This window comes from Mesorhizobium sp. B2-4-18 (assembly GCF_006441385.1).
In the GTDB taxonomy this organism is placed as follows: domain Bacteria; phylum Pseudomonadota; class Alphaproteobacteria; order Rhizobiales; family Rhizobiaceae; genus Mesorhizobium; species Mesorhizobium australicum.
This window is the reverse complement of the sequence record NZ_VFUW01000001.1, coordinates 430,667-452,784: the sequence shown is the minus strand read 5'-3', so window position 1 is coordinate 452,784 and position 22,118 is coordinate 430,667. Positions and strand designations below refer to the sequence as shown.

The 22,118-nt window shown below is 63.0% G+C and carries 21 protein-coding genes and 1 other RNA gene; 10 read left to right on the top strand and 12 right to left on the bottom strand.

What is annotated here, in order from left to right:
• Positions 1–20: 20 nt before the first annotated feature.
• Both FJ527_RS02070 and FJ527_RS02065 read right to left on the bottom strand, forming a co-directional pair.
• The gene (locus FJ527_RS02070; protein WP_140821733.1) at positions 21–1,622 is read right to left on the bottom strand and encodes a cisplatin damage response ATP-dependent DNA ligase; all 1,602 of its coding nucleotides are present in this window, start codon (positions 1,620–1,622) and stop codon (positions 21–23) included.
• A gap of 4 nt (positions 1,623–1,626) precedes the next feature.
• A complete protein-coding gene (locus FJ527_RS02065; RefSeq protein ID WP_140821432.1) occupies positions 1,627–2,637 on the bottom strand; it encodes a ligase-associated DNA damage response exonuclease in 1,011 nt (336 codons plus the stop codon).
• Positions 2,638–2,787: 150 nt separating this feature from the next.
• On the opposite strand from FJ527_RS02065, the gene FJ527_RS02060 reads away from it, so the two are divergent.
• The 3 genes from FJ527_RS02060 to FJ527_RS02050 all read left to right on the top strand — a co-directional run bounded on the left by FJ527_RS02060 (position 2,788) and on the right by FJ527_RS02050 (position 4,710).
• A complete protein-coding gene (locus tag FJ527_RS02060; protein WP_140821430.1) occupies positions 2,788–3,708 on the top strand; it encodes a methyltransferase domain-containing protein in 921 nt (306 codons plus the stop codon).
• Positions 3,709–3,808: 100 nt separating this feature from the next.
• Complete coding sequence (locus tag FJ527_RS02055) at positions 3,809–4,168, top strand: hypothetical protein (protein ID WP_140821428.1); 360 nt, start codon at positions 3,809–3,811, stop codon at positions 4,166–4,168.
• Positions 4,169–4,182: 14 nt separating this feature from the next.
• On the top strand, positions 4,183–4,710 hold the full coding sequence (locus FJ527_RS02050; protein WP_140821426.1) for an AAA family ATPase: 528 nt from the start codon (positions 4,183–4,185) through the stop codon (positions 4,708–4,710).
• 13 nt (positions 4,711–4,723) lie between these two features.
• Here the strand turns inward: FJ527_RS02050 and FJ527_RS02045 are convergent, their stop codons facing one another.
• The 7 genes from FJ527_RS02045 to FJ527_RS02015 form a co-directional block, all read right to left on the bottom strand.
• Positions 4,724–5,665, bottom strand: a complete 942-nt coding sequence (locus FJ527_RS02045; protein ID WP_140787079.1) for a glyoxylate/hydroxypyruvate reductase A — start codon at positions 5,663–5,665, stop codon at positions 4,724–4,726.
• 30 nt (positions 5,666–5,695) lie between these two features.
• Complete coding sequence (locus FJ527_RS02040) at positions 5,696–7,327, bottom strand: ABC transporter ATP-binding protein (protein WP_015314057.1); 1,632 nt, start codon at positions 7,325–7,327, stop codon at positions 5,696–5,698.
• A complete protein-coding gene (locus FJ527_RS02035; protein WP_015314056.1) occupies positions 7,324–8,469 on the bottom strand; it encodes an ABC transporter permease in 1,146 nt (381 codons plus the stop codon). Before FJ527_RS02035 ends, FJ527_RS02040 begins: the two co-directional genes overlap by 4 nt.
• Entirely contained in the window at positions 8,469–9,563 is a 1,095-nt protein-coding gene (locus FJ527_RS02030) for a microcin C ABC transporter permease YejB (RefSeq protein WP_015314055.1), read from the bottom strand. Before FJ527_RS02030 ends, FJ527_RS02035 begins: the two co-directional genes overlap by 1 nt.
• Positions 9,564–9,593: 30 nt before the next feature.
• Positions 9,594–11,462 carry an extracellular solute-binding protein gene (locus FJ527_RS02025; RefSeq protein ID WP_140821424.1) on the bottom strand — a complete coding sequence of 623 codons (1,869 nt, stop codon included), beginning with the start codon at positions 11,460–11,462 and terminating at the stop codon, positions 9,594–9,596.
• A gap of 14 nt (positions 11,463–11,476) precedes the next feature.
• Positions 11,477–13,354 (bottom strand): extracellular solute-binding protein, encoded by a 1,878-nt coding sequence (locus FJ527_RS02020; protein WP_140614807.1) that lies wholly within the window; start codon positions 13,352–13,354, stop codon positions 11,477–11,479.
• Between the two features lie 165 nt (positions 13,355–13,519).
• Positions 13,520–14,221 (bottom strand): cytochrome c family protein, encoded by a 702-nt coding sequence (locus FJ527_RS02015; RefSeq protein WP_140660620.1) that lies wholly within the window; start codon positions 14,219–14,221, stop codon positions 13,520–13,522.
• Between the two features lie 193 nt (positions 14,222–14,414).
• Here FJ527_RS02015 and FJ527_RS02010 point away from each other — a divergent pair, with 193 nt between their 5' ends.
• Together FJ527_RS02010 and FJ527_RS02005 are read left to right on the top strand one after the other, a co-directional pair.
• Entirely contained in the window at positions 14,415–15,143 is a 729-nt protein-coding gene (locus FJ527_RS02010) for a 3-deoxy-manno-octulosonate cytidylyltransferase (RefSeq protein WP_140660621.1), read from the top strand.
• A 9-nt stretch (positions 15,144–15,152) separates the two neighbouring features.
• Positions 15,153–16,016, top strand: coding sequence for a prephenate dehydratase (locus FJ527_RS02005; RefSeq protein ID WP_140714083.1), 864 nt, complete (start codon positions 15,153–15,155; stop codon positions 16,014–16,016).
• A gap of 1 nt (position 16,017) precedes the next feature.
• Here the strand turns inward: FJ527_RS02005 and FJ527_RS02000 are convergent, their stop codons facing one another.
• Genes FJ527_RS02000 through FJ527_RS01990 form a run of 3 tightly spaced genes read right to left on the bottom strand, consistent with a single transcriptional unit; the run spans position 16,018 to position 17,762 of the window.
• The gene (locus FJ527_RS02000) at positions 16,018–16,317 is read right to left on the bottom strand and encodes a Dabb family protein (protein WP_140723014.1); all 300 of its coding nucleotides are present in this window, start codon (positions 16,315–16,317) and stop codon (positions 16,018–16,020) included.
• 30 nt (positions 16,318–16,347) lie between these two features.
• Entirely contained in the window at positions 16,348–17,292 is a 945-nt protein-coding gene (gene nudC / locus FJ527_RS01995) for an NAD(+) diphosphatase (protein WP_140714078.1), read from the bottom strand.
• A gap of 50 nt (positions 17,293–17,342) precedes the next feature.
• On the bottom strand, positions 17,343–17,762 hold the full coding sequence (locus FJ527_RS01990; protein ID WP_015314047.1) for an HIT family protein: 420 nt from the start codon (positions 17,760–17,762) through the stop codon (positions 17,343–17,345).
• A gap of 144 nt (positions 17,763–17,906) precedes the next feature.
• Between FJ527_RS01990 and ffs the strand changes: the two genes are divergently transcribed.
• The 5 genes from ffs (at position 17,907) to FJ527_RS01965 (ending at position 22,046) form a co-directional block, all read left to right on the top strand.
• Positions 17,907–18,003: signal recognition particle sRNA small type (gene ffs, locus FJ527_RS01985), an RNA gene on the top strand.
• 104 nt (positions 18,004–18,107) lie between these two features.
• Positions 18,108–19,943, top strand: a complete 1,836-nt coding sequence (locus FJ527_RS01980; protein WP_140821422.1) for a DNA polymerase III subunit gamma/tau — start codon at positions 18,108–18,110, stop codon at positions 19,941–19,943.
• Between the two features lie 31 nt (positions 19,944–19,974).
• On the top strand, positions 19,975–20,298 hold the full coding sequence (locus tag FJ527_RS01975) for a YbaB/EbfC family nucleoid-associated protein (RefSeq protein WP_015314045.1): 324 nt from the start codon (positions 19,975–19,977) through the stop codon (positions 20,296–20,298).
• 82 nt (positions 20,299–20,380) lie between these two features.
• A complete protein-coding gene (locus FJ527_RS01970; protein WP_140821420.1) occupies positions 20,381–20,788 on the top strand; it encodes a hypothetical protein in 408 nt (135 codons plus the stop codon).
• A 250-nt stretch (positions 20,789–21,038) separates the two neighbouring features.
• Positions 21,039–22,046 carry a cell wall hydrolase gene (locus FJ527_RS01965; protein WP_140821418.1) on the top strand — a complete coding sequence of 336 codons (1,008 nt, stop codon included), beginning with the start codon at positions 21,039–21,041 and terminating at the stop codon, positions 22,044–22,046.
• Positions 22,047–22,118: the final 72 nt, after the last annotated feature.

Here is a 22,118-nt window from a genome sequence, read left to right as displayed (position 1 = left end):
GACTGACACATCGACGGTCCCTAGCGGTCGAGCAGCGCCTGCAGGGTTTCTATGCGATCGGCCTCGTTGGCCGGCTTGTCCCAGCGCAATCGTGAAATCCTGGGGAAACGCATGGCCACACCCGATTTGTGCCGGGTCGAACGATTGAGTCCCTCGAAGGCGACTTCCAGCACCAGGCCATTGTCGCGGTCGGCGCGCACCGAGCGCACCGGTCCAAAACGCTCGACGGTGTTGTCACGGACATATTTGTCGATCTGCTTCAGCTCTTCATCGGTGAATCCGAAATAGGCCTTGCCGACCGGCACGAGTTCCTCCTCGCCCTCGGCTCCGGACCAGACGCCGAACGTGTAGTCGGAATAGAAGCTCGAGCGCTTGCCGTGGCCGCGCTGGGCATACATCAGCACCGCGTCCACCGTGTGCGGATCGCGCTTCCATTTGAACCATGGACCCTTCGGCCGGCCGGCGACATAGGGCGAATCCCAGCGCTTCAGCATCACGCCTTCGATGATCGGATGCGGCGGCGCGCGGCGCAGGTCCTCGAGCGACCGCCAATCCGTGAACGCGACGAAGGGGGAGAGATCGAAGCGGCTCGGGTCGAGCGTCCCGATGAAGGCTTCGAGCCGGCCGCGTCGCTCGCGGAAGGACAGTCCGCGCAGATCCTCCGTGCCGATCTGCAGCACGTCGTAACAGCGCATGAAGGCTGGATATTGCTGCTGCATCTTCGGCGTTACCGTCTTGCGATTCAGCCGCTGCTGCAGGTCCGAGAAGGTTCCCGTCGCTTCTCGCGGATCGCCGACAAGCAATTCGCCATCGAGCGCAGCGGAAAAACGCATGGCGTCGGCGAGGTCTGGAAAGGCCCCTGAGACGTCGTCGCCGGTGCGCGAATAGAGCCGGCGGATGCCGCCTTCGGCTACCGCCTGGACGCGGATCCCGTCCCATTTCCACTCCGCCGCGTAGTCGGCGGGATCGAGCTTTTCGAGGTCGCCGTCACCGACCGGGTTCGACAGCATGACTGGGCGAAACAGCGCCATCGCCGTGTTGCGCGGTTTTTCGGCCTTGCCTTCCAGCCAGGCGAAAAGCGCCGTGTAGGGCGGCGATAGCCCATGCCAGAGTTCCTCGATCTCGGCGACGTCGACCTTGCCGAAATCGGCCAGCGCCTGTTTGGCCAGCCGCGCCGAGACGCCGATACGCAGGCCGCCGGTGACCAGCTTGATGATGGCAAAGCGTGCCGAGATGCCGGCGCTGTCGAGCAGCCCCGTCAGCACCTTCGGTCCATCGGAGCGGCTTGCCGCCTGCAGCTTGGCCACCACCTCGCCAAGCGTCGGCTCGCGGTTGGCGATCCTGCCAGGCGTTTGCGGCCAGACCAGCGACACCGTCTCGGCGAGGTCGCCGACATAATCGTAGGAATAGCCGAACAGCACCGGGTCCATGCGTTCGGTGACCAGCGTGCGCAGCATGGCCGGCTTGACCGCGGCAATCCTGAGATCGCCGGTGATGGCCGCCAGCGCCAGGCCGCGATCGGGATCCTCGACGCTGCGGAAATAGTCGATCAAAAGGGTTAGCTTGCCGTTGCGCGACGGCGTCAGCACCAGGCGGTCGAGAAGCTCGGCGAAGCGGTTCATGCCGTCAATCGCCCTCATCCTCATAGCCCACCAGATGCAGCGGGCGGGCGGCGATGCCTTCCAGTTCGCACCAGCGCACCAGCGCTTCCTCGCGGCCGTGCGTGACCCAGATTTCGGCGGCTCCGGTCTCCTTGATGGTGGCGGTGAGTTCGTCCCAGTCGGCATGATCCGAGATGATCAGCGGCAGTTCGACGCCGCCTTGCTTGGCGCGCTGGCGGATGCGCATCCAGCCCGACGCGAAGCACGAGATCGGATCGGGAAAGCGCCGCGCCCAGCGGTCGGCGAAGGCCGATGGCGGGCCGACCACGATGGCGCCGGCGAAATCTTGCTTGGCCCCGCTCTCCACCGTCGCCGGCTCGAGATCGCCGAGATCGATGCCCTGGCTCTGGTAATACGCGCTGAGCTTGGCCAGCGCGCCATGGATGTAGAGCGGCTTGTCGTAACCGGCGTCGCGCAACAGCCGCATCACGCGTTGCGCCTTGCCCAGCGCGTAAGCCCCGACCAGGTGCGAGCGCTCTGGGAATTGCGCCGCCGATTTCAGCAGCCGGGCGATCTCTTCCGTGTCTGGCGGATGGCGAAACACCGGCAGGCCGAAAGTCGCCTCGGTGATGAAGATGTCGCAGCGGATCGGCTCGAAGGGCGCGCAGGTCGCATCCTTCTGCCGCTTGTAGTCGCCGGAGGCGACGATGCGCCTGCCCTTGTGCTCGACCAATATCTGCGCCGAACCCAGCACATGGCCGGCCGGATGAAAGCTGACATCGACGCCGTTGAGGGCAATCGTCTCGCCGAGCCTGGCTGTCTGCGTCGTCCCCGCGAAATCCTCGCCGTAGCGAAGTCCCATGATGTCGAGCGTCTGCTGTGTCGCAAGCACCGAGCCGTGGCCGGAACGCGCATGGTCGGAATGGCCGTGCGTGATCAGCGCCCGGTTCACCGGCCGCACCGGGTCGATGAAGAAATCGCCCGGCGGGCAGTAGAGGCCTTCGGGCCGGGGATGAAGCAGGTCGCTGGCGCGCATGATGCCAAGATAGGATATAATTCCGCCGCGGAAAGCCTGTTGCCCGAGACTGCTGACTCCCGGACAAAGCCTGTCCAATTCGGTTCAGCTTCGGCATTCCTTGCTCTACAGAGATGGGCGGCCGGCTCCCTGCAGGTGGAAACCATCATCATGAAACCGCTTCAGACCTCGTCGGGCGACCCGAACGCCGATCGCCGTGCGGACTATGCCGAACTGCTCGTTGCCTCCGGCGATCATGCCGCTGCCGCCGAGTTGCTGCTCGGCGGCCTGGAACTGGCGCCGCAATGGGCAATGGGCTGGTTTCGCCTGGGCGAGATGCAGGAGGCATCAGGCAGGCTCGACCTGGCGGCGCAGGCCTGGAGGACGGCGTTGAAATTGGATCCGGCCGATCGCCAGGGCGCGGCTCTCAAATTGCAGCTGATCGGCAAAGGTCCGGTCTTTATGGCGCCGCCCAGCGCCTTTGTCGAAACGCTGTTCGACCACTATGCAGAGACCTTCGAGGCGATGCTGGTCGGCAAACTCGACTACCGGCTGCCCGAGGTGCTCGACGCGGCCATCCGCAAGGTAAGGCCGGGCCGCTTCCGCCTGGCGCTCGACCTGGGTTGCGGCACTGGGCTGATGGGCGAGAAGCTGAGGCCGATCGTCGACCGGCTGGAGGGGTTCGACATCTCGGCAAGGATGCTGAAGAAGGCGCGGGCAAAAGGCATCTACGACGCGCTGACGAAAGCGGATTTGCAGGATTTTTCCTATTCAGGCGACAAGGCCGATCTAGTGACGTCAGCCGACGTGCTGATCTACATCGGCGGCCTCGAAGGTCTCGTGGGAACGGTCGCCGGCCTGCTCGCCGAGGGTGGCCTGTTTGTCTTTTCAGTCGAGAGCCTGGCGGAAGGCGGTGGCGAGTTCGCGCTGCAGCCCTCCCGGCGCTACGCCCATTCGGATGGCTATGTCGTACGGACCCTCGAGGCCAACTGCCTCTCGGTCCTCGCCCTGGAGCCGACAACCATCCGCTGGGATCGCCGCGAGCCTGTCAAAGGCCTGGCCGTCGTGGCATGGAAAGCCGGTCCCCTGTGAGGGCAACTCTTTGCGCTGCTGCGAAAAAGTCCGATTTGCGTGCGCGACTGATATTTGCGATCTGGTCGCATCAGGGCGGGATATCAGGAGGAGCACTTCGATGCGCTGGAACGTGATGATTTTGGCGTCTTGCCTCGTAACCACCGGCTGCGTGGGCAATTCAGCGTCCGAGCGGCAGGACGCCAACGTCGAGTCCTCGCTGCAATATGACAGCGTGCCATGCGATCAGTTGCTGGCGCGGCGCAACGGATTGGCGCAGCAATATAATCTCCCCACGACCGCCAAGCCGACCTTTTCCAATCCCGCCATGGGTTTTGGCCCGTTCACGCCCGACATGCGTTCCAAGGCTCAGCGCGACAGCGACAAGGCGTCAGGCGAAATCGATGCCATGAACCGGTCGATCGATCGCCGCGACTGCGGCAAACCGGACAAGCAGAAGAAGTTCGCGCTGCCTGGCTGATGCGTGTTGCCCAAATGAAGCTCTCGGACCTCGGCGACCGCATCTGTATCCTGGGCCCGTCGAGCAGCGGCAAGTCGACGCTTGCCGACGCGATCGCGCGCAAGCGTGGCCTGACACCCATTCATCTTGATCTGCTCTTTCACCTGCCCAACACGGATTGGCTGCAGCGTCCGAGGGACGAATTCATTGCCTTGCATGACGCAGCGATCGCCGGCGAACGGTGGGTGATGGACGGAAATTACTCGGTTTGCATGCCGCAACGCTTCCAGCGCGCGACCGGATTGATCCTGCTGGACATTTCCACCCCGGCAAGTCTGCTGCGCTATTTCAGGCGTACCTTGTTCGAGAAGGAGAGACGCGGAGCCTTGGAGGGTGGGCGCGACAGCATCAAATGGGACATGATCCACCACATTGCCGTAACCACGCCGAAAAACCGCTCAAGATACCGGGTGACGTTCGACCAAGTCAACCTGCCGAAGCTGCAACTGTCGTCCGTCCGGGCGATCAAGAAATGTTTTCAGGACTGGGATTTGGCCAGGTGACGAGGACGTCTGGCTAGTATCCTGCCTTGCGGTCCACCAGATTGTCGAGCCTTTCGCCGCGTTCGAAAGCGTCCATCTGGCGCAGCATGAGCGGCGCCAGATGGGCTGGATCGGAAGTCGCCGCGGCATGCGGCGTCACGAACACCTTCGGGTGGTTCCACAACGGGCTGGTCTTCGGCAGTGGTTCCACCTCGAACACGTCGAGGCTCGCCTCCTTCAGCGTGCCGTCATCCAGCGCGCGCACGATGTCGGCGTCCTTCTGCAGGCGGCCGCGTCCGGCATTGATCAGCACCGAGCCGCCGAGGCCGTTGCGTTTCCTCAATTCCTTCAGCACGCCGTAGTTGATGATGCCTTGCGTGTCCGGCGTCAGCGGCAGAAGCACGACCAGAATGTCGGTGGCGTTGAGGAATGGGATCAGCCCGGCTTCGCCGCCATACGTCGCCACCCCTTCCATTGGCCGGTCCGTGCGCGACCAGCCATTGACCGCAAAGCCCAGCGACAGCAGCGCCGAGGCTGCCGCGCGGCCGAGACTGCCAAGTCCCATGATGCCGACGGAAATGTCACCGGCCGGCCTCTGCTGTGGCTCGTGCCAGATCTTCTTTGGCTGCTGCGACCGGTAGAGCAGGCCCTGGCGATGGTGATCGAGCACCCGCCAGACGACGTACTCGGTCATGTACTGGGTGAGGTTGTCGGCGACGACCTTGACGATCGGCACGTCGGGCAGGCCGGGATCGGCGAAGATATGGTCGACGCCGGCGCCGATCGAGAAGATGGCGCGCAAATTGGGCAGCGACGACATCAAATTGGGCTTCTGCTTCCACACCACCGCATAGGTGATCGAGGGATCCTTGGGGCCGTCCGGTTCCAGCACCACCTCGCGCTCGGCCGACAGCAGGTCGCGCCAGCGCTGCGGATGAAAGCCGGTGACGGCAAGCAGGATGCGGCCTTTTTCCATCGCGGTTCGTTCAGTCCTTCCTTGTGCGGATCACTCGCTGACCACGCCAGTCGGCGCCGTCTCGATCTTGAAGGCGGCCGAGATCAGCGCCCGAGTATAGTCGGTTTGCGGATTTCCAAAAATTTGTTCGGAAGGGCCGGCTTCGACGATCTGGCCATTGCGCATGACGATGACGTCGTTGGCCAGCGCCCGGATGACCTTGAGGTCGTGGCTGATGAAAAGATAGGCGAGGTCGTGCTTGGCCTGCAAATTGCGCAGCAGATCGACGACCTGGGCCTGCACGCTCATGTCGAGCGCCGATGTCGGCTCGTCCAGCATGACGAAGCGCGGGTTGAGCACCATGGCGCGGGCGATGGCAACACGTTGGCGCTGGCCGCCGGAAAACTCGTGCGGATAGCGGTTGCGTGTCGCCGGATCGAGCCCGACTTCCTTCAGCACGGCGGCCACCTTGTCGTCGCGCTCGTCGGGCGACAGCTTTGGCTCGTGGATCTTAAGCCCTTCCTCGATGATCTCGGCGATCGACATGCGCGGGCTGAGCGAGCCGAACGGATCCTGGAAGACGATCTGCAATTCGCGCCTGAGCGGTCGCATGGCGTTGAAGGTGAGCTGGTTGATGTCTCGGCCGTTGAACTGGATCGTCCCGGTCGACGAGATCATGCGCGCCAGTGCCAGGCCGAGCGTCGTCTTGCCCGAACCGGATTCGCCGACCACGCCCAGCGTCTGGCCGGCGCGCACGGTGACGTCGATGCCGTCGACCGCCTTCACATGATCGATCGTGCGCCGGAAGAACCCCTGCTTGATCGGAAACCAGACCTTGATGTCCTTGCCGGTCATGACAGGCTTGGCGTCGGCATTGGCGGCCGGCGGCTTGCCTTTCGGCTCGGCGGCCAGAAGATGGCGCGTATAGGGGTGCTGAGGGTTGGCGAAGATGTCCTTGGTCGGTCCGGTCTCGACGATCTTGCCCTTGGTCATCACGCAGACCCGGTCGGCGATCTTGCGCACGATGCCGAGGTCATGGGTGATGAACAGCATCGACATGCCCTTGCGGCTTTTGAGGCCCGCGAGCAGTTCGAGGATCTGTGCCTGCACCGTGACGTCGAGCGCGGTCGTCGGCTCGTCCGCGATTAACAGTTCCGGCTCGTTGGCGAGCGCCATGGCGATCATGACGCGCTGGCGCTGGCCGCCGGACAGCTGATGCGGATAGGCGTCCAGACGCTTCTGCGGATCGCGGATGCCGACCTCGTTGAGCAGGGCCAACGTGCGCGCCTTGGCCGGACGGTCGCCCATGCCTTGATGCAGCTTCAGGATTTCGACGATCTGGTGCTCGATCGTGTGCAACGGATTGAGCGAGGTCATCGGCTCCTGGAAGATCATGGTGATCTTGTTGCCGCGCACCTGGCGCAATTGCTTCTCGCTCATGGCGAGCAGGTCGGCACCCTGAAACAGGATCTTGCCTGAGGGGTGGCTGGCGCTGGGATAGGGCAGCAGCTTCAGCACCGACAGCGCCGAGACCGATTTGCCGGAGCCGGATTCGCCGACCAGCGCCACCGTCTCGCCCCTGGCGATGTCGAACGAAATGTGGTCGACGGCGACTGACTGGCCGCCGCCCTGGCTGAAGGCGACGCTGAGGTCCTGCACGCTGAGCAAGGGAGCATCGCTCATTTGAACGTCTTGCGCGGATCGAAGGCGTCGCGCGTCGCCTCGCCGACAAATACCAGCAGCGACAGCATCAGCGAGATGACGACGAAGCCGGAAATGCCGAGCCAAGGCGCGTTGAGATTGCGCTGCGCCTGCTTGAGCAGTTCACCGAGCGAGGCGGAGCCGGGCGGCAGGCCGAAGCCGAGATAGTCTAGCGAGGTCAGCGTCGAGATCGAGCCGCTCAGCAAAAAGGGCAGGAAGGTCAATGTCGCCACCATGGCGTTGGGCAGCAGATGCCGGAACATGATGGTGCGGTTGGGCACGCCGAGCGCGCGCGCCGCGTTGACATATTCGAAGTTGCGGGCGCGCAGGAACTCCGCCCGCACCACCCCGACCAGCGCCACCCAGGAAAACAGCAGCATCAGGCCGAGCAGGATGAAGAAGCCCGGCGGCAGGATGGCGGCGACGATGAGCAGCAGATAGAGCACGGGAATGGCCGACCAGATCTCGATGAAGCGCTGGAACAGGAGATCGGTCCAGCCGCCGAAATAGCCCTGCAAGGCACCGGCGCCGACGCCGATCAGCGCCGAACCCGCGGTCAGGATCAGGCCGAACAGCACCGAAATGCGGAAGCCGTAAATGACGCGCGCCAGCACGTCGCGCGCCTGGTCGTCGGTGCCGAACCAGTTCCAGTTGCCGACATTGCAGGCCGGGTCATCGGCTCCTCGTGGATATTGGTTGCAGCGCGTCTTGGCGTCATATTCCCATGATGGCTTGGCCGGCGCTGCTTCCGGAATGGCGTTATTGACGGTCTGGTAGGAATAGCGGATCGGCGGCCAGATCATCCAGCCATGGGCGTTGATCTCGTCCTGGATAACCGGGTCGCGGTAATCGGTGACGGCATAGAAGCCGCCGAATTTTTCCTCGGGGTAAGCGACCATCACCGGGAAAAGGATCTCGCCCTTGTAGGAAGCGATGATCGGCTTGTCGTTGGCGATGAATTCGGCAAACAGCGACAGCACGAACAGGACGAGGAAAATCCACAGCGACCAGTAGCCGCGCCGGTTGGCTTTGAAATTCTGCAGGCGGCGCTTGTTGAGCGGCGACAGGAACGGCCGTGGGAGCCGCTCCGGCAAGACACCGGCGGTTACGCTTGCCTCCGACATCAGATGTCTCTCCGCTCGAAATCGATGCGCGGATCGACCCAGGTGTACATCAGGTCGGACAGGAGCCCGACGAACAGGCCAAGCAGCGAGAAGATATAAAGGTTGGCGAACACCACCGGATAGTCGCGCTCGACCACGGACCGGAAGCCGAGCAGGCCGAGCCCGTCGAGCGAAAAGATGTTCTCGATCAGCAGCGATCCCGTGAAGAAGGCCGAGATGAAGGCACCCGGGAAGCCGGCGATGACGATCAGCATGGCGTTGCGGAAAACGTGGCCATAAAGCACCTGCCGTTCCGACAGGCCCTTGGCGCGCGCCGTCACCACATACTGCTTGCGGATTTCCTCCAGGAAGGAGTTCTTGGTCAAAAGCGTGGTCGTTGCGAAGGCCGACAACACCAGCGCCGTCAGCGGCAGCGTCATGTGCCAGAAATAATCGACGATCTTGGCCGGCCACGACAATTGGTCCCAATTGTCCGAGACGATGCCGCGCAACGGGAACCAGTCCCAGAACGAGCCTCCGGCGAACAGCACCATCAAAAGGATGCCGAACAGGAAGCCTGGAATGGCATAGCCGACGATGACGACCCCACTGGTCCAGACGTCGAAGGGCGTGCCGTCCTTCACCGCCTTGCGAATGCCGAGCGGGATCGAGATCAGATAGGACAACAAGGTGATCCAGAGCCCGATCGAAATCGATACGGGCATCTTTTCCAGGATCAGGTCGAGCACCGAGATGTCGCGGAAATAGCTGTTGCCGAAATCGAACCTGGCATAATTCCACAGCATCATTCCGAAGCGCTCGAGCGGCGGCTTGTCGAAACCGAACTGCTTCTCCAGCTTCTTGATGAATTCCGGATCGAGGCCCTGGGCGCCGCGATATTTCGAGCTGACATCGCCGGCGACGTCGAAATTGGAGCCGCCTGCATCGCCGCCGCCACCGCCGAGGCGGTCGCTGCCGCCCTGGTTGGTCAGCTTGGCGATGACCTGCTCGACCGGCCCGCCAGGCGCGAACTGGATGACGGCGAACGATATCGCCATGATGCCGAACAGGGTCGGGATCATCAAAAGGATGCGGCGCAGTATATAGGCGCCCATCAGGCCTTCTGCCCTCGTGGGACTGACATCTCAGCCTTTGCCAATTTTTGCCGCCTTGCCTTTATCGAACCACCACAGCGCCTCGACCGGAAAGCCGAAATCGGGCTTTTGTTCGGGAAAGCCGAACATGTCCCAATAGGCAACGCGATGATTCGCCAGGAACCAACTAGGAATCCAATCGCATCGCGCACGCAAGACCCGGTCGAGCGCCCGCATCGCCACGGTCAGGTTTTCACGGTCCTTTGCCGCGCCCACGGCATTGATCAGCGTGTCGACAGCGGGATCGGAGATACCCGGCAAGTTGCGGGAGCCGGAGACGCCGGCGGTGCTCGAATGGAAGAAGACTTCGAGATCATCCCGAGTCGGCGTCGCGCTGAACGAAAAGGCAGCAGACAAGAGGTCGAAGTCGAAACTCGCCTGCCTGGACTGGTATTGCGCCGAATCCACCAACCGTATCGTGGCGTCGATGCCGATCGCCTTCATGTTGGCGACCCAAGGCGAATAGACCTGGACGAAGGTGTCGTCATCGACCATGAACTCGGCTGAAAGCCGGCCCCCCTTGTCGTTAACGACAAAGTCGCCTGATCGCTTCCACCCAGCGGCGGACAGAAGCTTTGCCGCTTGGCCAAGCAGCTTGCGGTCGCGACCGGAGCCGTCGGATGCGGGCTGGGTCACTGCCTCGCCGAAGACCTCTGCCGGCAACTGGCTTCGCAGCGGCTCCAGCAGAGCCAGTTCTTGCGGCGACGGTGTCCCTTCGGCGCGAAAGTCCGATTTCTCGAAGCAGGATTGCGAACGCTCGTACGAGCCGTAGAAGAAGTTGCGGCGCGTCCACTCGAAATCGAAACATAGCGCGAGCGCCCGCCTCACCCTAGGGTCGCGAAACTGCTCTCGCCGCTGATTGACCGCGGTGGCCTGCATCGAGGGTCGCTTTTCGGCCGGGAATTCATGCTTGGCCACTTTGCCCGCGGTCATTGCAGGGAAGTCATAGGCGGTGGCCCAAACGCGAGACACGAATTCCTCGCGATAAGCGATCTCACCCTTCTTGAAGGCTTCGAATCCGGCGTTGCGGTTCTGGTAGAACTCGATGCGGATACGATCGAAATTGTTCTGGCCGCGATTGAACGCGAGGTCGCGACCCCAATAGTCCGCCACCCGATCGTACTCGATCCATGCGCCGGCCGAGAAACGCCCGACCTTGTAGGCGCCGGACCCGAGCGGCGGGTTCAATTGCGAGGAATCGAAGGGATTTGCCGTGTAGAAGGCCTTGGACACGATCGGGAATTCCACCACGTTGAGCACGGTCCGGGCGGATTGCTTGCCGGAAAAAGTAAGCCGCAGTGTGCGGTCATCGACGGCAACGGCATCGATCATGTGCGTCAGCGACAGCGATAGGTCGGGATGGCCCTTCTCCTTGTAGAGCTTGAAGGTGAAGGCAGCATCCTGCGCCGTCAGCGGCGTGCCGTCATGGAAACGCGCCTCGGGTCGAAGCGAGAAGGTGAAGCCATTGCGGTCGTCGGAGAGCGTCACGCCATCCGCGATCTGGCCATATACCGCGTCGGGTTCATCGAGCGCCCGCACCATCAGCGCGTCGAAACACATCTCCATGCGTGGCGGCGCATCGCCCTTGTTGGCGAAGGAGTTCAGCGTGTTGAAAGTCTGCGTATCCTGGTTGTAACCCCAATTCGGCGGCGAGAAATTGAAGATGCCGCCCTTGGGCGCATCGACTTTGACATAGTCGAAATGCGGGAAATCAGGCTTGTATTTGAGGTCGCCGAAGGCGGAAAGGCCGTGCAGCTTGGTGCCGGTCGCAACGTTTGCAAAGGCTTTGCCCGGCATCAGCGCTGCTGCAGCGGCAGCGCCACCCAAAGCCAGGAAATCGCGGCGGGGCAGGGCCGCCATCAATTGCCGCCCCATCAATTGCCGCCCTTGTATTTGGCCGCCAGCGTTTTTTCCTTGTCCGGGTCGATCCACCATGAATCGATGTCGGCGCCGACATAGGCAGGCTGTTTGTCGGGGAACTTGAACTTGTTCCAATAGGCCAGCCATACCGCTGAACGGTAATATTGCGGCACGACGTAGAAGTTCCACAGAAGGATGCGGTCGAGTGCGTGGGTGGCGGCGACGAGATCATCGCGATCGGTGGCGAAGATGATGCGATCGACAAGCGCGTCGACGACTGGATCCTTGATACCCATCAGGTTGCGCGAACCAGGCGCATCGGCGGCCTTGGAACTCCAGAAATCGCGCTGCTCGTTGCCGGGCGACTCCGACTGGCCGAACAGACCCGTCACGACATCGAAATCGAAATTGTTGACGCGGTTGATATACTGCGTCTGGTCGATGATACGCAGGGTAGCGTCGACGCCGATCTTGCGCAGGTTGGCGATGTAGGGGCTGGCGATCACCTGGTCTGTGTCGTTCCAGCCGAGGATCTCGAACTTGAACGGTGCGCCTGTCTTGGCGTTGAGCATCTTGCCGCCCTTGATGATCCATCCGGCCTTGGCGAAGAGATCGACGGCCTGCTTCAGATACTTTCGTTCCGCTTGCGGCGAGTCGTAGACGGGCAGCTTGAACTCCTGAGAGAAGAGTTCTGGCGGCAGCTTGTCGCGATACTTTTCCAGGATTTCCAGTTCCTTGCCCTGCGGCAATCCGCTGGACGCCAGTTCGGTACCTTGGAAATAGCTCGATGTGCGTGTGTTGAAGCCGAAGAACAAGGTGCGATTCATGCTCTCGAAATCGAAGGGTATGGTCAATGCCTCGCGGACCAGTCGGTCCTGGAACAGCGGCCGCCTCTGATTTAGCACAAAGCCCTGCATCGGCTGCGGCGACCGGGTCTGGAAGTCCTTCTTGATGACGTCGCCAGCCTGAATGGCCGGGAAATTATAGGCTGTAGCCCATTTGCGGGAGCTGTATTCGCGGTTGATGTCTTCCAGCCCACCCTTGGTGAAGGCAAGCCAGGCGGCATTGTCGTCGAGAATGTAGGTGTATCGGCGCGTGTTGAAATTCTCGCGGCCGATCTTCACCGGCAGCTTGGCCGCCCAGTAGTCGGGCACGCGCTGCCAGACGATCTCCGAGCCCGGCTTGAAGCTGGCGATCTTGTAGGCAGCCGAACCGAGCGGAATTTCCAGCGTCGGCCTGGTGACGTCGCGCTTCTTGCCATTGGCGTCCGTGCCTTCCCACCAATGCTTCGGCAGCACGGCGAGATCCCCAAGGATCTTCGGCAGTTCGCGGTTGCCCTTCTGGTTGAAATGGAACTCGACCTCGCGGTCGGAGATCGCCACCGCATCGGTGACGTTCTCGAAATAACGGCTGTATTGCGGGCTGTTCGCCTTCAGCATCTGGAACGACCAGATCACGTCGTCGACGGTGATCGGCTGATCGTCATGCCATTTGGCGCGGGGGTCGAGCCGGTAAGTCGCCGAGGAATAGTCGGCCGGGAATTTGTAGGCGTCGGCGATCAGAGGATGGCTGACGCTGCCCTCATCGGTCGCCTGCTCCATCAGCGTGTCATAGAGCAGGCCGCCGCCGAAGCCGACCAGGCCGGCGGCCGGCGAACCCTGCACGATATAGGGATTGAAGCTGTCGAAAGTGCCCAGCACCACCGAATTCAGCGTGCCGCCTTTGGGCGCGTTCGGATTGACGTAATCATAGTGCTGGAAGTTGTCGCCATATTTGGATTCGCCGATCAGCGATGATGTCGTGCGCCACTCGTCGGCCAGGGCCGCCTGCAACCCCGCGGCCAGCAGGGCCGCCGCCAGCAATGATTTGAGAAGCACCCGGCCAAGCGTCATCCACTGTCCTCTTCGCGATGCGTGCCATCATCCAGAAAGGCAATCTAGATGATTTGTCGCGCGTGAAAACCGCCATGCGCGGCTTTGTCGCCGCATATGCGATTTTCCTAACGAAAAAGCCGGGCTGAACCCGGCTTTTTCAAGGTCGTCGAGACGATATTTGGGTTATTGAGCAGGCGCCGGTGCTGGGGCGGCCGGAGCTGGTGCGGCGGGAGCCGCAGGTGCCGCCGGCTTGGCGGGAGCAGCCCCTTCGGCCGGCTTGGCCGGTGCGGCACCTTCAGCCGGCTTGGCCGGCGCCGTCGCGTCGGCGGCAGCGCCCGGCGCGGGCAGCGGCTTGGGATTGTCCGACAGCGTGCGCAGATAGGCGATGACGTTGGCGCGGTCCTCTTCCTTGGGCAGGCCGGCGAAGCCCATCGCCGTGCCTTTCACGAATTTCTTCGGCGAGGTGATGAAGTGGTTGATGTTGTCGTAGGTCCACTTCTCGGCGCCGCCCTTGGAAAACTCCTTCATGCCGGCCGAATAGGCGAAGCCCTCATGCGCGGCGACGGGGCGGTCGATGAGATCCCACAAATCCGGGCCGACCTTGTTGGGGCCGCCCTTCTCGCCGGAGTGGCAGGCCTGGCATTTCTTGAAGATGGCGGCGCCCTGTTCGACACTTGCGCTGGCCAGAAGATCTGCGATCGGCTTTTCGGCTGCTGCCGGCCCGGCGGGGCCGCCCTCGGCGGGCTCGGCGGCCTCGATGGCGAAGCCGGGCTTTTCCGGAGCGGGCGAGGCAAACAGCGCGTCCGACACGATGCCGACCGAGAAGACCACGAAAATGGTTCCGAGCAATCCGGCGAGCAGCTTGTTGACTTCGTTGGAATCCATACGCCCCTTGCTCCCTTTTCCGGCGGACCGATCCGTCCACTCCGTCCGTCGGTATCGAGACCTGCCCTCCAGAGCCGGTCAAATCGGGCGGAAACTAGGTCTTTTGCTCCGGCGTTGCAACACCTATAAGGGCGCTTCCAGTGAGACCTTTTGCCACTTTTCCCCTCCTCTTTTCGAACGCTTTGCCAGACCGATGTCCACCTTGATCCTGATCCCGGCCCGCATGGCCTCGACACGCCTGCCGGGCAAGCCGCTGGCCGACATATCGGGCGCGCCGATGATCGTTCATGTGGCGCGCCGCGCGGCCGAGGCCGGGCTTGGCCGGGTGGTGGTGGCGACCGACACGCAAAGCGTGGCCGAAGCGGTGCGGGCGCATGGTTTCGAGGCGGTGATGACGCGCTTGGATCATGAGTCGGGTTCGGATCGCATCCACGAGGCACTGTTGGCACTCGATCCCCGGGGCGAAGTCGAAACGATCGTCAATGTGCAGGGCGACCTGCCGACCATCGATCCCGGCATCATCGCCGCTTCGCTCAGGCCGTTCGACGACCCCTTGGTGGATATCGCCACGCTCGGTGTCGAGATCGTCCGCGAGGGGGAAAAGACCAATCCTAACGTCGTCAAGATCGTCGGGTCGCCGCTCACCGGCACGCGGTTGCGGGCGCTTTACTTCACCCGCGCCACGGCACCCTGGGGCGAGGGGCCGCTCTATCACCACGTCGGCCTATACGCCTATCGACGCGCGGCACTCGAGCGTTTCGTCGCGCTGAAGCCGTCGCCGCTTGAGCGCCGCGAGCGGCTGGAGCAGCTGCGGGCCCTGGAAGCCGGCATGCGCATCGACGCCGAGATCGTGCAGTCGCTGCCGCTTGGTGTCGACACCCCTGAAGACCTGGACCGTGCCAGGCAAATCCTTTCCAACTGAGATATCAGCATGCCTGAAAAGACCAATAGAATATCCTTCCAGGGCGAGCCCGGCGCCAATTCCGACACCGCCAGCCGCAACGTCTATCCCTCTATGGAGCCGTTGCCGTGCCCGACCTTCGAGGACGCGTTCAATGCCGTGGAGACCGGCAAGGCCGATCTTGCCATGATCCCGATCGAGAACACCATCGCCGGGCGCGTCGCCGACATCCACCACCTTCTGCCGGAATCGAAGCTGCACATCGTCGGCGAATATTTCCTGCCGATCCATTTCCAGCTGATGGTGCTGCCGGGCGTCAGGCGCGACGAGATCAAGACCGTGCACACCCACATCCACGCCCTCGGCCAATGCCGCAAATACATCCGCAAGAACGGGTGGAAGGGAGTGGTCGCCGGCGACACGGCGGGCGCCGCCAAGATGGTCTCCGAGGTCAAGGACCGCACCATGGCCGCGCTGTCGCCGGCGTTGGCAGCAGCGCTCTACGGGCTCGACATCATCGAGGAAAATGTCGAGGACACCGACAGCAACGTCACTCGCTTCGTCGTCCTGACCAAGAGCAAGCAATGGGCCGAGCGTCCGTCACCCGACGTCAAGATGATGACGACCTTCATCTTTCGCGTCCGCAACGTGCCGGCCGCGCTCTACAAGGCCATGGGCGGCTTCGCCACCAACGGCATCAACATGACCAAGCTGGAAAGCTACCAGCTTGGCGCCTTCACGGCGACGCTGTTCTACGCCGACATCGAGGGCCACCCCGACGATCCGCTGGTCAAGCTGGCGCTCGACGAACTGCGGTTCTTTTCGCGCGAAGTGCGGATCCTCGGCGTCTATCCAGCGAGCGAGTCACGCGAGCAGTGGAAGGTGGCGGATTGAGCTACCAGCCCAACGGCACGTAATCGATCTCCATGAAGGCCTCGACCTCCGGCACCCAGCGGTCGCGCACGAAGGCGACATGGTCGGGATGGTCGTTGTACCTAGTGTAGGCGGCCTGGTCGGCGAACTCCATCGAGAAGCCGAACTGATAGTCGTTCTTCGGGCTGACCTGCCGCAATTGCTCGAAATGCGTGACGCCCCGGATCGCCGAGAGGATTTTCCTGGCGTCGACGAGGAACCGCTTTTCCTCCAGCGAATGCGGTGGGTGCTTCAGCGTGAAGACGACGGTGTGACGGATCATTTGTCTCTCCTGCAATGACTTCGATATTCGTTATTCGCTGTCGACCCAGGCGCGGATGAGGTGGTGCGCAATGGCGCCTTTCGGCGGCGTGACCAGATTGTCGGGATGCGTTCGGTCCAGCATCAGGCGCACCTCGTCGCGCAAAAACCAGCGGCAGTCCTCCAGTTCGTTGAGATCGGCCTGGATGTCCTCGTTGAGCGGCTCGCCGAAGCATCCGATCATCAGCGAATAGGGGAACGGCCAGGGCTGGCTGGCGTGGTAGACGACGCGGCCGAGCCGGATGCCCGCCTCCTCCAGCGTTTCGCGGCGCACCGCCGCCTCGATCGTCTCGCCCGGCTCGATGAAGCCGGCAAGCGCCGAATACATGCCCGGCGCGAAATGCCGGCCGCGCCCGAGCAGGCATTTCTCCCGCGTCGTGGTCAGCATGATCGCTACCGGGTCGGTGCGCGGAAAATGCTCGGTGCCACAATTGGGGCAATGCCGTTTGTAGCCGCCGGCCCGCATCTGCGATTGCGTGCCGCATTTGCTGCAGAAGCGGTGACTGGCGTGCCAGGCAAGCAGGGCGGCGCCCTGCGCCATCGCGCCGGCGGCGGCCTCGTCGATCAGCCCTTGCATATAGACCGAGCGGTAATCGATCGCCTTAATGGTTTCAGGCAGCTGTTCGGCATCGACGCCCGCCAGCACCGCCAGCACCGGCCCCTGTTCGGAAAAGCCGAGCAGCACGCCCTGGTCGACCGAAGGGCTGAAGGGCTCGCTTTCGGCGATGCCGAACCATGGGTCGAGGCGGCCGCCCTCGCCGGGCTTCAGCAGGAGCCTGCCGCCATTCATCAACAGCAGCCGCGTCGTCGGGTCGGCCAGCGCCTTGTCGACCGAATCGTCGGCGCGGTTCTCGGATTGCCGGTCGATCGTGTTGCCGGCAAAGCCGACGAACTGGCTCGGCTCGCGCACGGGCGCGTCAAACAGGCGGAAGGTCATGTGGACTCTGGTGTTGGGGATGGACATGCTTGGGATGGACACGGCAAGGCTTATAGCGCTGCCCTTATCGTTTCGGCAAACCGGCGCAGGTCGGAACGCTGATAGGGCTCGCGCAGCCCGTGCCCCCAGACCGGACCGGGCCAGCCGGGATCGCCCTCGGACCGTGCGATGATGTGGACATGCAGTTGGCGCACGATGTTGCCGAGCGCACCGGTGTTGATCTTGGTGCAGCCGCTCACCTTCTTCAGCGCCTGCGCCACCATATTGGTCTCGAAGGTCAGCATCGCCTGGTCGAGCGGCGTCATGTCGTGGATCTCCTCCGCGCCCGGCCGCTGCGGCACCAGGAGCAGCCATGGCCAACGGCGGTCGTTCATCACCCGCAATTCGCACAGCCCCAGCCACATCAATTGCTCGCTGTCGGCCTCCAGCCGGGCATCCAGCGTGAATCCGGCCTTCAGGCCCGGCAGCATCGGCGTTTCCCTTGCTTTTCTTGGTTTCCTCAAACCATGAACGCTAGAGCGGCTGCACCGGTGCTGCAAGCGAATCTGGTGGTTCGCGGTGCCGATTTGCCTGCGCACTTGCATTTCGTCGCGCAATTGCCGATATGGACAGCGGGAGGTTGGTGGTGGACGATCCACTCGCCAACCGGGTCAGGTCCGGAAGGAAGCAGCCCTAACGAGCCCGGAACGGGTCATTGTTCCAGCCTCCCACCTCATCGGCCCTCCTCGCGACATTGACGACGCATTGCAGCGCGGGCGAGACTATGCGCAGGAATCGGCGCCTGTGGGCGCGGCATTTTGGAGCTTAACGGGCGAATGAGCGAAGCCGGAAATTCGGGGCCCGATAGTCTGGCGACGGGCAAGGCCGCCGCCTACCGCGTGCTGGCGCGCAAATACCGTCCGTCGAATTTTTCCGAACTCGTCGGCCAGGAGCCGATGGTGCGCACCCTCACCAACGCTTTTGCCACCGGCCGCATTGCCCAGGCCTGGATGCTGACCGGCGTGCGCGGCGTCGGCAAGACCACCACCGCGCGCATTTTGGCGCGTGCCCTGAACTATAAAACCGCCACCACGGATCAGCCCTCGGTCGACCTCGCCGTGCTTGGCGAGCACTGCCAGGCCATCATGGAAGGCCGCCATGTCGACGTCATCGAGATGGACGCCGCCTCGCACACCGGCATCGACGACATCAGGGACATCATCGAGCGCGTGCGCTATGCGCCGGTCTCGGCCCGCTACAAGGTCTACATCATCGACGAAGTGCACATGCTGTCGACACAGGCCTTCAATGGCCTGCTGAAGACGCTGGAAGAGCCGCCGCCGCACGTCAAGTTCATCTTCGCCACCACCGAGATCCGCAAGGTTCCGATCACCGTCCTGTCGCGCTGCCAGCGATTCGACCTGAGGCGCATCGACGCCGGCGCGCTCGTCTCGCATCTCTCCTCGATCGCCGGCAAGGAAGGCATTTCGGTCGACGACGACGCGCTGGCGATGATCGCGCGCGCGGCGGAAGGTTCCGCCCGCGATTCGCTCTCCATTCTCGACCAGGCGATCGCCCATGGCGCCGGCTCGGTCAGCGCCGAGGCCGTGCGCGCCATGCTGGGGCTGGCCGACCGCGCCCGTGTCGTCGATCTGTTCGAACATGTGATGAAGGGCGATGTGGCGGCAGCGCTTGGGGAGTTTCGCGCGCAATACGATACCGGCGCCGATCCGGCCGCCGTGCTCACCGATCTTGCCGAGTTCAACCATCTCGTCACCAGACTGCGCTTCGTGCCGACCGCGATGGACGATGCCTCGCTGTCGCAGGACGAGCGTCAGCGCGGTGCCGATTTCGCCCGGGCGTTGTCGGTCAGGGTGCTGTCGCGGACCTGGCAGATGCTGCTCAAGGGCATTCCCGAGGTGCAGTCCTCCAACAGGCCGGTCAGTGCCGCCGAAATGGTGTTGATCCGGCTGGCGCATGCCGCCGACCTCCCGACATTGGACGAGGCGCTGAGATCGCTGGAGAGCGGCGCCTCGGCAACTGGCGCCGCGCCGCGCCCGAACGGCGCGCCGATGAGCCCCGGCCCCGTGAATCCCGGCAATGGCGGCAATGGCGCCAGCGCCCCGGCGCAGGCGCGCATGCCTGGCGGCTCGGGCGGCGCCCAGACCATGCGGCTGGTCGAGGCCACGCCTACTCCGACTGCCTTCGTCGCGCCCCCGCAACCGGCGCCGGAGACGCAAGCCGTACCGCTGAAATCGCTGGCCGACATCGTTGCCCTTGCCGACGCGAAACGCGACATCGCCTTCAAGGTGCTGATCAAGAGCTGCATCCGCCTCGTGCGCATCGAACCGGGCCGCATCGACGTAAGCCTGACCGACGATGCGCCCAAGATGCTGCTCAACGACCTGACGACGAAGCTACGCGCCTGGACCGGCCGCAACTGGCTGGTGTCGCTGTCGAAGGAGGAGGGCGGCCAGACGCTGGCCGAGATGGAATCGACGAAGCGTGAAAACGCTTTCCTCGATGCCAGGAACGACCCGACCGTGGCCTCCATCCTGGCCCGCTTTCCCGGCGCCAAGATCATCGATGTGCGCATTCCCGACACGCCCGACGCCGACGCGAGCGAGGCCGAAATGCCGGTCGAGCCGCCGGCCGATGACGACGAACCCTGATATCCAGCACTAATCCGCAAAGGATCGGACCATGAAAGATCTTCTCGGCCTGATGGGCAAGGCGAAGGAAATGCAGGCCAAGTTCCAGGCCATGCAGGATGAGATTGCGACGGTCGAAGCCCTCGGCCAGGCCGGCGGCGGCCTGGTCAGCGTCACGCTGAGCGGAAAATTCGATATCAAGTCGCTGAAGATCGACCCGTCCTTGTTCAAGGAGGACGACGTCGAAATCCTCGAGGATTTGATTCTTGCCGCGCACAATGACGCCAAGGCCAAGGTCGAGCAGATCATGCAGGAAAAGACCAAGGCGCTGACCGCCGGCCTGCCCATTCCCCCGGGAATGAAACTGCCTTTCTGATGCACGTCGCCCAAAGCATGCCCACGGGCTCGACCCGAGGGTGCGCAGGCAACGATATGCATGAAAGCAGAGACCGGCGCCCATGATCGACGAGCCGTCCGAAAGACTGATCGAGCAGCGTATCCGCAACAGGATCTACGAGATTCTGGAAATCCTCGCCGATTGCGACGCCGGTGTCGATCTCGTCGGCATCAAGGGCTACTTCAACCTGTTCGAGGATTTCGTGCATCGGCCGTCGATCGAGGCCGGCACGTCGGCGCTTTCAAGGGATGAACGCGCGATCGTGCTGGAAATCGCCGAATTCCTGGAGGCGGCCTCCGAAACAAATACTGATTTCACCAAGGCCGAGTTCATCGACAGCGACTGGCCGGGCAAGATCGCGCCGACGGCCAGGGAGGCGCGGTCGCTGTTTCTCAGGCGCGGCCTGTTTTCAGAGAAGATCGAAGAGATCGAGCCCGGCCGGCCGGCAGCAATCGCCGCCGGGCAATAGGCCGTTTTGGAACGCATGGCGCGGTCTTGCCGGGAAAAGCACTTGGCGTTTCCCCAAGGGAATTGCGGCAAAACGAAGAGAGAACGGTCACCACCCGTGTGAAACGATGGCTCGATCTATCTGGAAAGCCTCGATTTTGTGTCAATTCGGCAACAGTATGCCGTTAATAACGTTTTGGCCATCATTTTGCCCGAAAGTGTCTCATTCTTGCCGCAGCCTGGGGCGGGCGTTGAAGTGAGAGGGTTACCTGTTGATCGCGATGCGATGGAAGACGCCGCTGTTGCTCGGCGTCATTACGTCTCCCCTTTTCTTGGCCGCTTGCAGCCAGACAACCTCGCACGGCATGTCCGTCGCCAGCCTGACCGACGCCATCACGCCGAGCTTTCTGAGTTCGCGCGCCTACAGTCACACGCCGAAGGACAGGGAATGCCTGGAACGGGCGATGTTCTTCGAATCCAACCGGTCGAGCCGCGACGGCATGATCGCGGTCGGCACGGTGGTGATGAACCGGCTGCGCTCGGGCAACCATGGCAACACCATCTGCCAAGTGGTCGGTGAGCCCGGGCAGTTCGCGCCGGGCGTCATGACCAGATCGATGAATTCGCGCGCAATGCCCGATGTCGAAGAGGCCGCCGACGCCGTGCTCAAGGGCGAGCGCAAGACCAAGCTCAAGAACACGATGTATTTCCACACCGCCGGCCTGCGCTTCCCCTACAAGAACATGCACTACACCATGGTAGCCGGCGGCAACGCCTTCTACGAGAAGCGCGGCCGCAACTGGCAGCCGCTGCCGGATGAGCCGATGATTGCCTCGGCCGAGCAGCCGGCGGCGTTGCCGGGGGTACCCGCGACACGGGTCGCATCCATCGAGACGGTGCGCCCGGCCAAGGCATCAGTTCGCAACGCTCCAGCCCAGCAAGTCTACATGACCGCCGCGGCGGAACCGGCGGCCAAGCCGGAGCCCGTCCGTACCGCCCCCGCGCAGCAGACCTATCTGACCGCGGCCGCGGCGCCGACGGCAAAATCCGCGCGGGTCTCGGCGAAGCCGGTGGAAGTTGCCATGCAGGAGCCGATGGAAGAGCCGGATGCCGCCCGTTTTGGCGGAACCCTGAACAGCGGAACCTCGAACAAACGGGTCATCTCCTCGATCCAGGACGCTCCACAGGAAGCCTCGATGGGATTCCAGTCCACGCCTGAAAACACCGATGCCATCGGCGCGATGATTGTCAGCCAGGGCCGCCCGCTCGAAACAAACTAATTCTCGCATGGCAGCATGGCGAACCGTGCGTCGACGGGGGATGTTTCAAAGCGCTCTGAAAAATCCTAGATC

Coding starts and splice junctions, on each gene's coding strand:
- FJ527_RS02070 (WP_140821733.1), bottom strand. CDS start 1,622: ATGAACCGCTTCGCCGAGCTTCTCGACCGCCTGGTGCTGACGCCGTCG.
- FJ527_RS02065 (WP_140821432.1), bottom strand. CDS start 2,637: ATGCGCGCCAGCGACCTGCTTCATCCCCGGCCCGAAGGCCTCTACTGC.
- FJ527_RS02060 (WP_140821430.1), top strand. CDS start 2,788: ATGAAACCGCTTCAGACCTCGTCGGGCGACCCGAACGCCGATCGCCGT.
- FJ527_RS02055 (WP_140821428.1), top strand. CDS start 3,809: ATGCGCTGGAACGTGATGATTTTGGCGTCTTGCCTCGTAACCACCGGC.
- FJ527_RS02050 (WP_140821426.1), top strand. CDS start 4,183: ATGAAGCTCTCGGACCTCGGCGACCGCATCTGTATCCTGGGCCCGTCG.
- FJ527_RS02045 (WP_140787079.1), bottom strand. CDS start 5,665: ATGGAAAAAGGCCGCATCCTGCTTGCCGTCACCGGCTTTCATCCGCAG.
- FJ527_RS02040 (WP_015314057.1), bottom strand. CDS start 7,327: ATGAGCGATGCTCCCTTGCTCAGCGTGCAGGACCTCAGCGTCGCCTTC.
- FJ527_RS02035 (WP_015314056.1), bottom strand. CDS start 8,469: ATGTCGGAGGCAAGCGTAACCGCCGGTGTCTTGCCGGAGCGGCTCCCA.
- FJ527_RS02030 (WP_015314055.1), bottom strand. CDS start 9,563: ATGGGCGCCTATATACTGCGCCGCATCCTTTTGATGATCCCGACCCTG.
- FJ527_RS02025 (WP_140821424.1), bottom strand. CDS start 11,462: ATGGCGGCCCTGCCCCGCCGCGATTTCCTGGCTTTGGGTGGCGCTGCC.
- FJ527_RS02020 (WP_140614807.1), bottom strand. CDS start 13,354: ATGACGCTTGGCCGGGTGCTTCTCAAATCATTGCTGGCGGCGGCCCTG.
- FJ527_RS02015 (WP_140660620.1), bottom strand. CDS start 14,221: ATGGATTCCAACGAAGTCAACAAGCTGCTCGCCGGATTGCTCGGAACC.
- FJ527_RS02010 (WP_140660621.1), top strand. CDS start 14,415: ATGTCCACCTTGATCCTGATCCCGGCCCGCATGGCCTCGACACGCCTG.
- FJ527_RS02005 (WP_140714083.1), top strand. CDS start 15,153: ATGCCTGAAAAGACCAATAGAATATCCTTCCAGGGCGAGCCCGGCGCC.
- FJ527_RS02000 (WP_140723014.1), bottom strand. CDS start 16,317: ATGATCCGTCACACCGTCGTCTTCACGCTGAAGCACCCACCGCATTCG.
- nudC (WP_140714078.1), bottom strand. CDS start 17,292: ATGACCTTCCGCCTGTTTGACGCGCCCGTGCGCGAGCCGAGCCAGTTC.
- FJ527_RS01990 (WP_015314047.1), bottom strand. CDS start 17,762: ATGCTGCCGGGCCTGAAGGCCGGATTCACGCTGGATGCCCGGCTGGAG.
- FJ527_RS01980 (WP_140821422.1), top strand. CDS start 18,108: ATGAGCGAAGCCGGAAATTCGGGGCCCGATAGTCTGGCGACGGGCAAG.
- FJ527_RS01975 (WP_015314045.1), top strand. CDS start 19,975: ATGAAAGATCTTCTCGGCCTGATGGGCAAGGCGAAGGAAATGCAGGCC.
- FJ527_RS01970 (WP_140821420.1), top strand. CDS start 20,381: ATGATCGACGAGCCGTCCGAAAGACTGATCGAGCAGCGTATCCGCAAC.